General features: G+C 48.0%; 7 protein-coding genes. 3 read left to right on the top strand and 4 right to left on the bottom strand.

The annotated features are described in order from the left end of the window. Window positions 1-14 precede the first annotated feature (14 nt). The gene (locus AC5JLB_RS25990) at window positions 15-407 is read left to right on the top strand and encodes an allophanate hydrolase-related protein (protein ID WP_495876731.1); all 393 of its coding nucleotides are present in this window, start codon (window positions 15-17) and stop codon (window positions 405-407) included. 76 nt (window positions 408-483) lie between these two features. Here the strand turns inward: AC5JLB_RS25990 and AC5JLB_RS25985 are convergent, their stop codons facing one another. Further along, entirely contained in the window at window positions 484-1,056 is a 573-nt protein-coding gene (locus AC5JLB_RS25985) for a peptidoglycan-binding domain-containing protein (protein WP_495876730.1), read from the bottom strand. Between the two features lie 691 nt (window positions 1,057-1,747). Here AC5JLB_RS25985 and AC5JLB_RS25980 point away from each other — a divergent pair. Further along, entirely contained in the window at window positions 1,748-2,236 is a 489-nt protein-coding gene (locus AC5JLB_RS25980; RefSeq protein WP_495876729.1) for a methylmalonic aciduria and homocystinuria type D protein, read from the top strand. Here the strand turns inward: AC5JLB_RS25980 and AC5JLB_RS25975 are convergent. Together AC5JLB_RS25975 and AC5JLB_RS25970 are read right to left on the bottom strand one after the other, a co-directional pair. Beyond that, entirely contained in the window at window positions 2,134-2,517 is a 384-nt protein-coding gene (locus AC5JLB_RS25975) for a DUF8632 family protein (protein ID WP_495876728.1), read from the bottom strand. The genes AC5JLB_RS25980 and AC5JLB_RS25975 overlap by 103 nt on opposite strands. A gap of 173 nt (window positions 2,518-2,690) precedes the next feature. After that, window positions 2,691-14,990, bottom strand: a complete 12,300-nt coding sequence (locus tag AC5JLB_RS25970; RefSeq protein WP_495876727.1) for a Calx-beta domain-containing protein — start codon at window positions 14,988-14,990, stop codon at window positions 2,691-2,693. A gap of 361 nt (window positions 14,991-15,351) precedes the next feature. Here AC5JLB_RS25970 and AC5JLB_RS25965 point away from each other — a divergent pair, with 361 nt between their 5' ends. Beyond that, the gene (locus AC5JLB_RS25965; RefSeq protein WP_495876726.1) at window positions 15,352-15,570 is read left to right on the top strand and encodes a hypothetical protein; all 219 of its coding nucleotides are present in this window, start codon (window positions 15,352-15,354) and stop codon (window positions 15,568-15,570) included. A 56-nt stretch (window positions 15,571-15,626) separates the two neighbouring features. Here AC5JLB_RS25965 and AC5JLB_RS25960 read toward each other — a convergent pair. After that, window positions 15,627-16,079: GIY-YIG nuclease family protein (locus AC5JLB_RS25960; protein WP_495876725.1), on the bottom strand; the 453-nt coding region annotated here is incomplete at its 5' end.

The following is a 16,079-nucleotide window of genomic DNA, read 5'->3' as shown; positions in this document are numbered from 1 at the left end:
TGGTGGAGACCCGTATGACCCAGACAGCAGCTAAACGCATTTTCATCTGTGGATCAGCGTTGCGCGGTCAATCAGACCACGGCAACTTAGGCAACGCTATGTTTATTGAAGCGACCCAAACAAAACCTTTGTATCGCCTCCATGCTGCTGAAAACGGTTGGCATCCAGCCATTTACCAAGTTGAGGAAGGGGGCATCTCGATTCCGGGAGAAGTGTATGAACTCACTCACGAGCAGTTTGAGCATCTTGCTGCAAATGAGCCGCCTCATATGTATCCTGCCGATGTTGTTCTAGAAAATGGAGACGTTGCAACTGCGTTTCTTTACCCGCGTGAACTCGTGGAGAAATATAACTGGCTTGATGTGTCTGACTTTGGTGGGTGGATTGCTTATAAGTCTAGCGATTAACGCAGAGCGCAACTCCGAAGGAAACACGTCATTACACCCTAGACTTAGACAACTAAACTTAGACAAGCGGCATCTTCTACCACCACTTGCCTGAGTCAATCCGCTTTTTTAGATTTGGGAAAGGCATCGCAGAATTAGATCTGCCAGACTTTGATCTGCCAGGCTTTGAGCTATTAGAGGCTGGGCACTTCTGTAACTGATTCCAGGTGGCGACATTGACAATACCATCATTCTTTAACTGGCACTTTTGCTGAAAGCTCATGACAGCACGTTCGGTAGTGGCATCAAAGCAGCCGTCTTTTTGAACAGAATAACCGTGATTGTGCAGAAGTTCTTGAAGCCCATGTACATCTGCTCCGGTGTGTCCGAGTTTCAGCATTCGCGCTCCCGGTCGGATGTTTGCTTCTAAAGCTTTCCACGTTATTGTGCCGACAACTCCATCGACTTTTAACTCGTGTTGCTGCTGAAATGTTTTAATGGCAGTTTCTGTCAGACTTCCAAAGTCTCCGTCAACCCGTAAAGAGTATCCACAAGCGTTTAGCAACACTTGCAGTTCCGATACTCTTGTGCCAGTGTCCCAAGGGTGAATAGAGTCTCCTGAGAAGGTACAGTGGACTTTCACATCTGAGGCTTTGGAATTAAATGTCATAGCACATTTCGACACTAGGGCGACTAAACTCGTATTTCACCTTAAAGGGCTTAACTCAATCTGTCCATCGTTAACAATTACATCTTCAATGGCTAAGCTTTCATGACAGCAGTGAAGGCTTCTATTCACAGCTTCGCGAGATCTGATTAAGCGCTGGCAACGACTACCACTAGCTAATAATTCACAAAATAAGCAAATCAGTTTCCAAACATAGAAAACCAGTTCTCAAATACAGCAAATCAGTTCCCAAATTCAGCAAACCAGTTCCCAAATATAGAAAACGAGTCCTCAAATATAGAAAATGAGTTCGTCGAACCAAAGAAAAACACGAGGCTGTGAGGTCAGTCAAACGATTAAGCCATGTTTATCTAGCCGATCGCGCCAACCCTGCCGCAACGTGTCATAAAGACGTCGTTATTCATGTCTTATAAAAGCGATGCGATCGCTAATTTGCTGATGGTGAATCTCTGCGCTAAGGTGAACTTAAGACTGATCTCACGACAATAGATCAATTTCAAAAGTACAAATGTTTGCCTATTCAATTCAGTCGTTAAACTGAATAATTCTAATAGTTCGCCTCGGCAAATCATTTTCGTCTAGCCAAGTTAAACCGTTTACTAGGCATTGCTCCTGCCTTCTCTAGTTTCACCGCTCTACACGGTAGGATTACTTCTGCTTCCAGCGCTATCTGATGCAATACTCTGTTCACCCGCCCAACACCTTTATTAGTCAGTATGGCGACCAACTACTGCCAGAATGGTCTGCCCCAGTGCGCTCAATTATCGTGATCTTGCAACCTGCCAATCTAGAACTGACCCATTGCACTCCAGAAGCCGAACATTGCAAGCACCAACTGAGGCAACGCTTCCTAGAAATCGGATTAAAAATTATTCAGCATCTCAAGCAGTTAGGCTACTTGGCCGACGGGTTTGATCCTCAAACTGGGTTACCTCTGACTTCTCAAGCTGGACGAATGCGATTGGATGATGTAGCAGTGGTGCGATCGTCCCTCGGCTATTCAACCACTCAATTAGGCGCGTGTTCTACCGTCGTTCATCCCCTGTGGGGAAGCGCAGTTTACCCCTCGATCTTGATGTCTTCAGCAGACACTAAACTCGTTGAGTCCGCCGTCAAGGCAGTAGCGGGTTTACTGGAGTGCCACCATTCTTTAAGCGGTTGAGGAAGTTTAACCCAATATAGCGTCATCACAACTGATGCTCCGGCCTGTCCTTGTCCAACAATTTCGACGCTGTAGGACGGGCTGCTACGAGTGGCAATATCGGGTATGAATCGTTTGCCAATCCGCCGCCAACTCGGTTCTTTGCTGCGCCATTCAATTCGGCAACAAGGATAGGGCAAGGTTTCGCGATCGAACAATCGGCAGCAAGGGCCAATCACTCGGTAGCTGTAATGACAACCAGGGCTAAAAAAGACGTGTCCGTGAGAAAAAGGATGGGACATGAAATGGGCAAGAGACTAAACAGTAGAAATGACGTGTCCTCTCTATAGTAAAGAAAGAAATAAGAAGTAAGGAAAAGGCACTGATCCCGATTTGAATCAGCAACCCGACAGATTCTAAGGAGATGGGCGTAATCAAACAGAAGAGAGGCTTCAGTTTAATTACGCCTACCTCCTTACTGGCGATTCATCTTGAAGTCATCAACTGCCTCAATGTGCCAATTCTTATCTGTGTAAGTGGGCAGATACATGCTGATGCCAAAGTCAACTCCAATGAGGAACCAAATCGCAGTCTCTCCCGTGCGGCTGTTTTGCCACAGCAGATCGACGGAGCCATCTTCGCTAAAGTCGCGGATGCCGTAGATATCCCAAGCGGCATCGCTCACCCTGGGTAAGTAATGACCCTGCTGAAACTGAGTGTCATTCATCAACCAAATGGCGACTTCGCCTGTACTCTCATTGCGCCAGAGCAAATCAGGTTGACCATTGGTGTTAAAGTCGCCAACGCCTTTAATTCTCCATTCGTTGGAAACCGTTGGCAGCAACACAGAGCGGTTAAACCGGAAGCCATCCATCAACCAAATGCCCGTCTCTCCAGTGCGACGATTGCGCCAGAGGAGATCAGGGTTGCGATCGCGGTTAAAGTCTTGTACGCCCTCAATCTCCCAGTCGAGATCAGCGACTCGCGGTAAATAAATGCCCTCTGATATGAACGCTCCATCCATCTTCCACAGCGCGACTTCTCCAGTGCGATGATTGCGCCACACCAGATCGAGGTTGCGATCACCGTTAAAGTCTGCCGTGCCTTTAGCAACCCAAGCTGGATCACCGAATTGAATGCCAAAGCCATTGGCGTAGCGTGCGCCGTTCTTCATTAACCAGAGCCCGGCTTCACCCGTTCGGATGTTGCGCCAGAGCAAATCGGCTTCTCCATCTCTAGTAAAGTCACCTGAGAGATCAATAACCCAGTTGGTGTCACTTACGGTAGTCAGTGGAACATTTGATGAGAATAAACTTGAGTTGAGCTGCCAAATCATTGTCGCTCCACTGAGATTGTTGTGCAGCAGAACCTCCTGCGTCTGGTTCTTATCAAAATCACCGATCAGAAAGGTATTCCACTGGAGATCGTCTAAGCGGGGTAAGTACAGACCCGTTCCAACATTGGTGCGATTCATGTACCACACTGCATTTTGTCCGCTGAGGTAGTTGTGCCAGAGCAGATCGGGATTGAAATCGCCGTTCAGATCCTTCGTTCGTTGAATCTCCCAGCCCGGACCGGGAAGGGTTTTAATGAAAGACCCTTGCTCAAAGGCAAAGTTACGGGTTTGCCAGATAGCAGCTTGTTGGCTGACGTCGTTTTGCCATACGATGTCCAGGAAACTGTCCCCTGTAAAGTCGGCAACGCCTTTAATTTTCCAGGTTAAATCTGCGATCGTCGGCAGGTAGTATCCAGCCTTAAATTGGGTGGTCTGGAGTTGCCAAATCGCAACTTCTCCACTGCTTTCGTTGCGCCACAGGATGTCGGTGTCGTTATCGTTGTTAAAGTCACCAAACTGCTGCATTTTCCAAGACAGATCTACCACCGATGGGAGATAAGCCGCGCTACTGAACGTGGTGCCGTTCATTAGCCAGATCGCGTTTTCTCCGGTTCGAGTGTTGCGCCAGATGATGTCTGCTTTGCGATCGCGGTTGAAATCTGCTGCTCCCTGAATTTTCCAGTCTGTTCCGGGCACGATCGGGGAAATCACATACTTGATGGCTTGATTCCCCTCCATCAACCACAGCCCGACTGAGCTGGTGCGCTCGTTTTGCCAGATCAGGTCATCGTCACCGTCTCCATCTAAGTCAGCCGTCGCCTTGATGCGCCACCCTTCCTCGTCTACGGTCAGCAGATTGCTTGAGCTTTCATAGGTTGTGTTGTTGAGATACCAGATAGCATTCTCACCCGTGAGAGCATTGCGCCAAACAATATCTGTTTTGCTATCGCGATTGATTTGAGTACCGGGACTGGTGTCGTCATTTTCAATTGTCCCCTTAACTTCCTCTGAACCAAGAGCGATCGTTGCATTGCTGGGATTGCTGAGTTTGAACTGGAAGGTTTCGTTGGCTTCAGGACGAGTATCGCCTAAGACGTTAACGGTAACGGTCTTCTTCGTTTCACCCGGATTGAAAGTGAGTGTGCCTGTGGTGGAGGTGTAGTCGTTATTGGCGATTGTGGCTTGTTCGTCAGCCGTCGTGTAGGATACCGTAACCGGCAAGGAACTTGCTTGAGATAGACTGACTTCAAACACAAACGGGGTGATGCCGCTATTGCCTTCTTCTCGACTCGGCGTAGCGGTAACTTGCACCTGCGGCAACGAATCATCATTCTGAATCGTGCCTGTCGCGGCCAGCGTAGAGCTTGCAGACGGCAAAGTTGCATTGGTTGGGTTGCTCAACTCGACGGTAAATGTCTCATCCAGCTCATATTGAGTGTCACCTGTCACCTGCACCGTGATGGTCTTCGATTGCTCCAATGGTGCGAAGGTTAGCACCCCTGTATTTCGTGTGTAGTCGCTAGTATCGGCGGTTCCGGGCTTCGTGTCATATTGAACGGTGATAGTTTCGCTGCTGGGGTTGGAGAGGTCAACCTTAAAGGTAAAAGGTGTTGTGCCACTGTTGCCTTCTGCTGCTGTGACATTCTGAATGCTAAAGGTTGGACGAGGATCGTCGGCAAGAATGGTTCCAGTGCCTTGATTAGACACCGTGGATAGGGTCGCATTCGTAGGATTGCTGAGTTTGAACTGGAAGGTTTCGTTGGGTTCAAACGTGCGATCGCCTAAAACATTGACGGTAACAGTCTTCTTCGTTTCGCCTGGATTGAAGGTGAGCGTACCTGTGGCGGCGGTGTAATCGTTATCAGCAGTCGTCGCTTGTCCATCAGCCGTACTGTAAGCCACCGTAACTGGCAAGGAACTTGCTTGAGACAGACTGACTTCAAACACAAACGGGGTGATGCCGCTATCGCCTTCTGCCTGGCTTGGCGAAACACTGACTTGCACCTGCGGCAACGAATCATCATTTTGAATCGTGCCTGTCGCGGCCAGTGTAGAACTTGCAGACGGCAGAGTTGCGTTGGTTGGGTTACTTAACTCGACGGTAAACGTCTCATCCAGTTCATATTGAGTATCACCTGTCACCTGCACTGTGATGGTCTTCGATTGCTCCGACGGCGCAAAGGTCAGAGTGCCCGTGTTTCTCGTGTAGTCGCTGGTGTCAGCCGTTCCTGGTTTGGTGTCGTACTGAACGGTAATAGTTTCGCTGCTGGGGTTAGAGAGGTCAACCTTAAACGTAAATGGTGTTGTTCCGCTGTTGCCTTCTGGTGCTGTGACATTCTGGATGCTAAAAGTTGGACGAAGATCATCGGCAAGAATGGTTCCAGTACCTTGATTGGATAGGGTCGCATTCGTAGGATTGCTGAGTTTAAGTTGAAAGGTTTCGTTAGGCTCAAAGCGAGTATCGCCTAAGACGTTAACGGTAACAGTCTTCTTCGTTTCACCTGGATTGAAGGTGAGCGTACCTGTGGCGGCGGTGTAATCGTTATCAGCAGTCGTCGCTTGTCCATCAGCCGTACTGTAAGCCACCGTAACTGGCAAGGAACTTGCTTGAGACAGACTGACTTCAAACACAAACGGGGTGATGCCGCTATCGCCTTCTGCCTGGCTTGGCGAAACACTGACTTGCACCTGCGGCAACGAATCATCATTTTGAATCGTGCCTGTCGCGCTTGAAGGCGGCAAAGCTGCGTTAGTTGGGTTGCTCAACTCGACGGTAAACGTCTCATCCAGCTCATATTGAGTATCACCCGTCACCTGTACTGTAATGGTCTTCGATTGCTCTAATGGAGCGAAGGTTAGAGTGCCGGTGCTTTGTGTATAGTCGCTGGTGTCAGCCGTTCCGGGCTTCGTGTCATATTGAACGGTGATGGTTTCGCTGCTGGGGTTGGAGAGGTCAACCTTAAAGGTAAACGGTGTTGTGCCACTGTTGCCTTCTGGCGCGGTGACATTCTGGATGCTAAAAGTTGGGCGGAAATCATCGGTAAGAATGGTTCCAGTGCCTTGATTGGATACGTTGGATAGATCTGCATTTTTGGGATTTTTGAGACCGACCGTAAAGGTTTCGGTGGGTTCAAACGTGCGATCGCCGACGACCTTCACCGTAATGAACTGCCGCAATGGATCGCCAGGAAGGAAGGTCAGCTTTCCGGTTGCGCTCTGGTAATCACTATCGATCAGGCGAGCAGTGCCATCAAGCGTGTCGTAGTCAACCTCTACGGTATCAGCGGTTGGATTCGACAGATCTACGGCAAAGACAAAATCTTTCAGTCCAGCATCACCTTCTGTGAGCGCGATCGAATTAATGCTGAGTGTGGGTTTTGCATCATCATTAATGATTACGCCTTTGGCTTGACTTGCGATCGTAGAGAGTTCAGCATTGATTGGGTTAATCAGCGTGACATTAAAGATTTCGGTTGGCTCAAACTTGTTATCCCCATTCACGAACACGGTCACTTCTTTTTCGGTCTCGTTCGGTGCAAACGTGAGCGTTGTGGTTGTAACTCCTGTGTAATCTAGGTCATTAGTTCTGGCAGTCCCGTCGCTCGTGGCGTATTGAACAGTAACCGGAACGCTAGTTGCTTGAGATAATTTGACTTTGAATTTGAATGCCGTTGTCGTTCCAGCATTTCCTTCATTGCCGCTTGCATCATCAATACTAATCGTCGGGAAAGGCGGCTGATCATCGTTTTGAATGATGCCTTGAGCATCGGTTGCGCCTGCTGGCAGTATGGCGTTAACCGGGTTAGCCAGCCTGAGCGTAAAGTCTTCATCTGGCTCAACGTCCGTGTCTCCCTTGACTAAAACGGTGATGGTCTTCTTCTGCTCACCTGGATTAAACGTGAGCGTGCCAGAAGCGGGAATGTAGTCTACCTCTGGTGTTGCACTTCCAGGAATCGTGGTGTAATCGACGGTAATCGCATCGCTACTTGGATTCGAGAGATTCACCTCAAAGACAAACGGCGTTGTTCCACTAATGCCTTCATTTTGAGATTGGCGACCGCTGAGTGACAGAGTAGGCTGGCTGTCATCGTTGGTCAGAACTCCATACGCTTGAGCCACTGAGATATCGGCGTTCACCACGGACTGATCGAGCAGCTTGACGACGAATTGCTCGGTCGGTTCAAACTTCACATCTCCAACCGTTTGCACAGTGATTTGCTGCTGGAGGGGGCTACCAGGGCTAAAGGTGAGCCGTCCTGTTTTGGCGAGGTAGTCTCCATCGGCTACTGTTGCCGTGTCGTCCTCAGTGGCATAGTCTACCGTGATAATTTCCGCACTTTCGTTCGACAGCGTGACGGTGAAGACATAATCTTGAGTACCGCTATTGCCTTCGCCTTTTGTGACACCGCTAATTCCAAGGGTAGGTCTGCGATCGTCGTTTGTGATCGTTCCCGTCGCGATCGCGCTTGCAATCGTCGCGTTGATTGGGCTGCTCAGCGTCACCTTAAAGTCTTCGTCGGGTTCTAACTTGGTATCACCGTTTAGCAGAATGGTGATCTCTTTCGAGGTTTCTCCAGGGGCAAAGGTAATGCTCGCATTCGACACGCTAGCGTAGTCGTTGTCGCCCGTTTTTGCTGAGCCGTCGCTGGTCGAGTAGGAAACAGTTATCGGATCGCTGCTGGCATTCGACAGGTTCACCTTAAATTTAAGAGCGGTTTGACCAGAATTACCCTCATCGATACTGGCATCTAAGATGCTAATCGTTGGCGCAGCATCGTCATTCTGAATCAATCCGAAGGCAGTATCTATTTTTAGCGTTGCACTACTGCTGACGTCACTTAATTTGACGAGATAAGTTTCATCGGGTTCTTGATCTGCATCTCCTTTAACATTAACCGTAATGGTTTTTTTCGTTTCACCAGGGTTGAAAGTTAGTGTGCCAGAGGCTGCTTCAAAGTCGTTGTTTTCAAGGGTTGCATTTCCACTTGGAAGGTTGCCATTCAAAGCATCATATTTAACTGTGATAGTTTGATCGCTGGGATTCGATAATGAAACTTCAAATGTGTTGAGATTCGTCTCACCAATCGCACCTTCTAGCTGATTTTGAGTGGTATTTGCGATCGTAATTTCCGGCGGCAGATCATCATTTTGAATCGTGGCAACGGCACTGACTCCACTGGGATCTGCAAGGGTTGCATTCGTTGCGTTTGTCAGTTTAATCGAGAAAGTCTCATTCTCTTCTCGCTTGCGATCGCCCAAAACATCGACTGCAATCGTTTTCTCAGTTTCGCCTGGGTTGAAGGTCAGCGTTTGATTAATTTGAGCCGTGTAATCTTCTCCAGCTAAGGCGGTTCCGTCTTCGGTTGTGTAATTGACCGTAATCGCTGTATCAGAAGGGTTGGAAAGCGAGATCAGGAAGTTAAACGGATTCGTTGTATCCCCTTCAGCTTTAGTGGGTGCAGTAATTTGAACGGTTGGCTGCAAGTCGTCGTTTTTAATCGTTGCGATCGCGCTGCCTTGCTCAACCGAAATTGCTCCATTAGTTGGCTCGCTCAACACTAGTTTGAACTGCTCATCACTTTCAAACGTGCGATCGCCTTTGACTTTCACCACCACTGTTTGCGTCGTGGTGTTAGGGGCAAATGTCAGCGTATTTGTAATCGGCACATAGTCGTTGTCAGAGGCTTTAGCAGTCAAATCTTCAGTGCTGTATTTAACTGTAATAGGTTCGTCACTTGGCTTGTCTAGGCTAACCGTAAAGATATAATCTGTTGTAGTACCTTCTGCTCCCTCATTAATAGCATCAGCAGCGCTCACACTGATGACAGAAGTTTGATCATCGTTTTTGATTACGCCTGTTGCAGTTGCGGTTGAGATCGAAGCATTGCTACTAACGTTGCTTAGAGTAACCGAAAACGTTTCATCTTGTTCAAATTTTGTGTCTCCCGTCCCTAACACGGTGATAATCTTTGATGTTTCTCCAGGGTTAAAGGTGAGTGTTTGCGATACAGCAGTATAATCATTGTCACTTGTGGTTGCACTGCCATCCGCTGTGGCATACGTCACCGTCACTGGGTCACTCGTCGCATTGGAGAGTTTGACTTCAAACTGATAGTTTGTTGTTCCCGAATCGCCTTCGGTAACGGTTGGTAGGGTAATATTCGCGATCGTCAATGTCGGCGGATTGTCATCATCTAGAATCGTTGCGATCGCAGATGAATTACTTCCTACTACCGCGTTGACCACCGCGCCAAGTGACACTTTAAAGGTTTCGTTTGGCTCTTTCACCATGTCGTCTTTTACGACAATGGTTACTGTTTTGGACGTTTCGCCAGGCGCAAACACGACGTTCTGATCAAACGCCTCATAATCATCTGGACTTGTAGCTGTGATGTCACTGGTGGTGACTTGTACGCCGATCTCTTGGCTGCTGGCTTGATCGAGCGTCAGTGTGAAGACAAATGCCGTTTTTCCTTCTAGCTGCTCTAGCGTAGTAGGGCTAATCGTGACGTTGGGCACTGAAACAAGGCGAGCGTTCGAGAACTCAGACGTATTGCCCGTTGCATCGGTGATGGTTGCGCTGATGAACTGTCCCGCCGCGATCGCTTGAGGATGGGTGTAGCTGACGATCGCTTTTCCGGTAGCGTCGGTGGTGATAGTCGTTGTGCCTAAGAAGGTTTGTCCTTCCCCAAAGCCAGAAGGATCAGCCGTTGTGTTGCTGAAAAATTCGACTTGGAAGGTCGAGTTTGCTGCGCCGTCAAACGTGCCGGAAATAGCGGTACCTGTGCTAGAAGGTTCTGCGATCGTCAGCACTGCTGTGTTTTGTAAACCGTTTGCGCCTGTATCAATATCTCCAGGATCATTCGCCGTCACGCCATCGTTGCCTAAGTCAATACCTAAGTCAGTATTCAGGAAAATCGAATTTTGTTGAATTCGGTTTCCAGTAACATTTCCCTCGATAGAAATTCCCGAACCTTGGTTATTGGCAATAACGTTTCCTGTCGTACCACCAATTGTATTGTTACTAGAATTGATGCTAACTCCGTCTAGAGCGTTGCCAAAATTTCCGGTTCCAGTTGCATCTGTTCCAATGTAGTTTCCTTGAACCGTGTTACCGCCTACGCCCTCTATCCAGATTCCATTTTCCGTGAATCGATTGATAATTAATCCCTTAACGGTGTTATCACCTGACTTGAGTGTTAATCCGTTGGCAGTTCCTGCGCCTGCACCATTAAGCTCAATGATTGGAGTTGTCGTGTAGCCTTCTTGAGTTGTACCGTCAATAATCACCGCATCTGTGATATCTGGAAGCGCAGATGCAAGCGCAATTGTTCTAACGCCCGATCCTCCAATCCCAAAGCTAACGGTGTCTTTGCCACTAAACGCATTTGCGTTCAGAATGGCTTGCCGCAGTGAGCCTTCACCACTGTCATTGGTGTTCGTCACAACCGTGTCGTTGGCCTCGATCGTGACCGTATCCGTATTGGCGGTGGTTGAAATCGAATAGGCTGGATCGTCTGCTAATGTTAGTTTCACAAATTCGGCAGCTTCTGCCTGAATGTCATCTTGCGGAGTGAGCGTAAGGTTCACCGTTCCCACGCCATCCGGTAGAGTAATAATTAGATCGCTGCCCGTGATGGTGAACGAGCCAGCATCAATCGTCGGAGTAAAGTCTGCGATTTCACCTACTTTTGCTGCGATCGTAGCGGTACTCGTCGCGTCGATTTTTAACTTAATTGTGAGCGTACCCTCGGTGCGACTACGGCGAATTTGATAGGTCGGATTTGCGGGTGCACCCGATTCAGCAACACTTTTGTTGGTAGCTGACAAACTCACTATGGTAGCTAGGGTTGAGCCAAACACATCTGGTTTGCCGTTTAGATCAGAACTAGTTAAATTGATCGCATTACTTGCAAAGGCAAGGTAGCTTCCAGTGCTGTTGATGACTGGATTAAACGAGGCTCCATTGCCGCCTGCTGTACCTGTGTTGCTGATCCAAGCCGTGGAAGCTGTTTTGAGGTCGCGAACAAAAATATCTTGAACTCCGTTTGTGTCACCACTGACCAAATCGGTTGAGTAGCTGCTGAAGCCAATAAATCGACCGTCACTGCTGATGACGGGATTGGAAGAGCCAGTTCCAGATGAGCCAGTTGCTCCATTGCTTGTGCCCGTTCCGCTTGCTCCCGAAGAATTAATACTGACTAATTGTGTTGTGTTGTCTTTGAGATTGCGAACGAAAACGTCTTCAGCATTGTTTGAATCATTGTTAGTAAGATCAACAAAGGTGCTGCTAAATGCAACAAATTCACCATTACCACTCACAATCGGGTTAAATGCGCCAAAGCGATTGAGAGTGCCGCCTCCACCTGCGCTGTAAGTACTACTGGTATTTACACTAACTAGCGTAGTTGTATTGGTATTGAGATTACGAACGAAGACATCTAGTCCACTATTACTATCTGTTCCTCCACCTAAGTTGCTTGCAGCGCTAGTAAAGGCGATGATCTTTCCATCATTACTGATACTGGCTACTGAAGAATCACCGTCTCCGATCGCGCCGCCGCTGCTTTGGCTGACCAGCGCGATCGCATTCGTTAAGCGATTCCACACAAAAATATCTTTCTTGTTGTTTGTATCACCTGCAACTAGATTTGAAGCCGCACTGGCAAAGACAACATACTCACCATTACCATTAATTACCGGACTATCAGAATCACCATTACCGCCAGCACTCACAAGAGTAGTAGTATCAGTCGTACTATTCCAAATAAAAATATTTTTACCACTTGTAGCAACGCCTGTGAGGTTCGCGCTACTGACAAACGCTACAAAAAGCCCATCTGCACTTAGAACAGGACTAAGTGATGCTCCGTTGCCCACGACACCCGCGATCGTATGGCTAACCAACATCATTTTATTGGTTTCGCGATCGTACCAAAAGACATCGCTCGCCGTATTGCTATCGTTAGCGATGATATCTGACGCAGTACTGCTAAAAACGATGTATCGACCATCAGCACTAATTTGCGGATCGAAAGAGGCGGCATTTGCACTTGCAGTTCCGGCCTGGTTGCGGCTAATCAGCGTTGTCTTTCCCGTTTGCAGATCTCGCAAGAAAACATCTTCAGCCGCGTTTGTGTCATTTGCTGTGAGTTCGGAGGCTTTGCTGGTAAACACCACATAGCGCCCATCTGCACTGATCGAGCCAACATGAGTGTTGGAGTCGCCACTTCCAGTTCTAGAATTTCCGAGTGAACCTGTATTGCGACGAGTTGCCAGTACTGCACTGCCAAACGAGACGCCTGTGATGAACACATCTTCTAAGCTGTTGCTATCATTGGCAATCAGGTCAGTGGCAGCGCTGTTAAAGGCAACAAAATTGCCATCTCCACTGATCACAGGGGCAACTTGAGTGGGAAAACCATTAATGAGGGTGCTACCCGATGCGTTGTTTCCTACAGTGCCAGAAGGATTGCGGCTGATGAGATAGGTTGAAGGCGTTGTAGAAATGTCACGAACAAAAATATCTGGCTTGCCATTGGTGTCGCCATTCACTAAATTCGTAGCGCTACTAATAAAGCTCACTCGCTTACCGTTGTAGCTCAAGGTTGCAAAATCAGATTCATCGTTACCTACTTCGCCTGCCGTGCTGCGGTTGACCAGGACTGTTGTATTTAAAGTCAGATCTCGTACGAAAACATCTTTCTTGCCATTTGTGTCACCTTCCACTAAATCGTTAGCGGTGCTAGTAAAAGCGACATAGTTACCCGTGTCGTTAATTACAGGTCTGAATGACCCGTCACCCGTAACAGAGTTAGGAGTTGTCCCACTTTGACCCGCACTAGTAGCACTGACGAGTTGAATCGTTCCTTTAGTTGGATCGGTCGTTGAACGAGTCCAGACGAAAACATCGTTAAGACCATTCGTGTCGTTCGTGCCCAGCGGACTATTGCTTGTAAATGCAACGCGATCGCCACCTATACTAATCGAGGGCGTGCCAGAAACATTGCCGCCAGAGGTTAATGCCAGTAGGACGCTGTTATCGGTAGAGCCATCATCAGGGCGCTTCCACAGAAACACGTCTGGACTCTGACTTGTATCAGAATCGGTAGCAGTAATTAAATCGGATGCGTTGCTGGTAAAGGCGACATAGCCTCCATCACTGCTCAAGACCGCCGCACTGACTATTCCATTACCAGCAACTGTTCTGTTGAAATTGCGGCTGACCAACGTGACCTTGTTATCTGATTTAGTCCACAGGTAGGCATCCCGTCGAGTATTGCCGCTGTCCCGTGAGTCGAGATTCGTGGCTAGACTGAGAAACGAGATCGCATCTCCAGTCGCACTAATAGTCTGACTAGAGGAAGTATTGTTTCCGCTCAACCCTGTGCTCGATCGGCTCACCAGCGTAGTGACATCATTCTGCCGATCCCAAACAAAGATATTGTTCCGAGTCCCTGTATTTTGAATATCGCCGGACACAAGATTACTAGCATTACTGACAAACGTGACAGAATCTCCGTTGCTGCTAATGATTGGGTTCAGCGAATCACCTGTGGCGCTAAACGTGCTGCTCACTTGATGACTAATCAGCTTGACAGACCCATCTGTGCGGTTGAATAGGAACACATCTGACTTCCCATTCGTGTCGTTGTCGACTAGATTGTTGGCACTGCTGGTAAAGACAACATACTGCCCATCTTGGCTGGTGCTGCTTGCTCCACTGCTGCCTCCTACAGTGGCGCTAAAGAGCGTGGGATCAGAAACCGAGATCAGATCAATGGGCAAAACGCCTTGATAAGCGGCTAACGTATCTGACCGGAGCGCGATCGCAGCCTCAATCTCTCCCATATTCGCTTCTAGCGTCCAGTCGCCGCCCAGCTCTGCGTTTCCTGTCCAATTCGTTGAGGCAGCAATGTCCGCTCCCGTCAGTTGACTAAATTGATTAATGAAGGCTTGCCCCTGCTCTCCCTGAGCAATATCGCACCCATACAGCAGAATATCTGCATCTTCTGTCAGCGCCTCTGACCAACTTTTAAATTGCGATGCGTAGTTGTCAAGCGTCTTCCCTGTAAGCCAGGTGTTGCCTAGTTGAACCCCTCCCACTTCTCCATGAGAAATGATATGCAGGCTAGAAATACCGCTTCGCCCCAAAAGGGTTTGAGTAATCTGCGCGATCGCGCCGCTAGCTTCCCCAGAAATTGCGCCTTGTGCCGAATGAAGGACATGGACTTCGGTTCCTGCTTGCACACCCGCGACTAACGATTGGTAGTCTTTCACCCCCGAATCGATGAAGAGGATAGAAGCCGAGGCGCTTCGCGCTAGTGGCGTCTGAGGGGTTTGCAGGGGCGATGCAGTCGCTTCAAGGGTACGCTCAGCGTCATCCGTACTTAGAACAAATGGTGAACGGCTCCAGATAGATGACCCAGTAAGTTCCATGGGGCGTACTCCTCAGAAGGGGTGAGTTAGGGCAAAGACTAATGGTGAGAATTGTTACCAAGTAGCCGTAGACATTTTGCCCAAGAAACTCATTTTTGCGTACGCTTTCGGATGAGGATACGTGAATTCTGCAATTAAGTAAGTAATAAATTCATAAGCATTGTAAGAAATTTAAGGGAAATTACGGAAGAAATTTATTCAGTTCTAAAACGTAGGTTTGGCAGAGTTTTGCTTTAGACAAATTATTTGTGCAAGGCAAATGCGACGTTGCTAAAGCTTAGACTTACCTGCAATACCTCAAACAGCCAAAATTTAGCTTTACTAATATATATTCGATATCATAATATCAAGATATTGACTGTTGGAACTCAAACAGTTTAGAAGCATCAATCGAATTGGCGCATTTTTAGGCGTAATGGGGCAAAGCCAGCTAGATATGAGCGGCAAAGAAGCAGAACTTGATCCGGGCGATTGGCCTTGCCAAGCTCCGAAGGATCGCGTAACGGCGCATCATTTCGGTCAGCGGATTGCAGAAGTGACCGAGCGATATGTAGCAAATAGTTTAGTGGCAGCAGATTAGGTAGCAGATAGCTCCATCCGCTACCTAATCTGCTGCCTAATCTAGTTCCAAAGCGATTATTTCAAATCTAGCAATCCTTCTTCTTTAATCTTAGGATTGAACCGAATCTCAGATTGAACTCCTCGTTCTTTCAATTGAGCTAAAATATCTGCCTCAACCCGTCTAGCGACATTTTTCAAGACTTTTCCTTGAGCTACTTCGTCATGAATTGGGTTTTGATAATTTGCCTGTTCTTCAGGAGTCATCAAGGCTTTTACCTGAATGGGTTGAGTCCAGAGCGTATCGTCACCCAAAGTTGAACCGTTTTCCTCAATCCAAGCTGCGCGAATCTCTTCTAAAACCGCGCGACTCGGACGATCAACGGTCTTTACTTTTACCCAATAGCAGCGATCGAGCTGTCGGACTAAATGCTGCTTCAAACTTAGAGAAACATCTCGCGAAAACCCAACAAATTGCAGTGTTTTCGTCTGATCAAAAACAGCATATACGCCTACTTTTCCTTGAAATTG

Source organism: Myxacorys chilensis, from assembly GCF_059505265.1.
Note: the sequence above shows the minus strand (reverse complement) of the source record. Positions and strands in the feature narration are given on the sequence as shown.

Bases quoted from the DNA above. Each gene is read 5' to 3' on its own strand.
- AC5JLB_RS25990 (WP_495876731.1), top strand. From the start codon at position 15: ATGACCCAGACAGCAGCTAAACGCATTTTCATCTGTGGATCAGCGTTG.
- AC5JLB_RS25985 (WP_495876730.1), bottom strand. From the start codon at position 1,056: ATGACATTTAATTCCAAAGCCTCAGATGTGAAAGTCCACTGTACCTTC.
- AC5JLB_RS25980 (WP_495876729.1), top strand. From the start codon at position 1,748: ATGCAATACTCTGTTCACCCGCCCAACACCTTTATTAGTCAGTATGGC.
- AC5JLB_RS25975 (WP_495876728.1), bottom strand. From the start codon at position 2,517: ATGTCCCATCCTTTTTCTCACGGACACGTCTTTTTTAGCCCTGGTTGT.
- AC5JLB_RS25970 (WP_495876727.1), bottom strand. From the start codon at position 14,990: ATGGAACTTACTGGGTCATCTATCTGGAGCCGTTCACCATTTGTTCTA.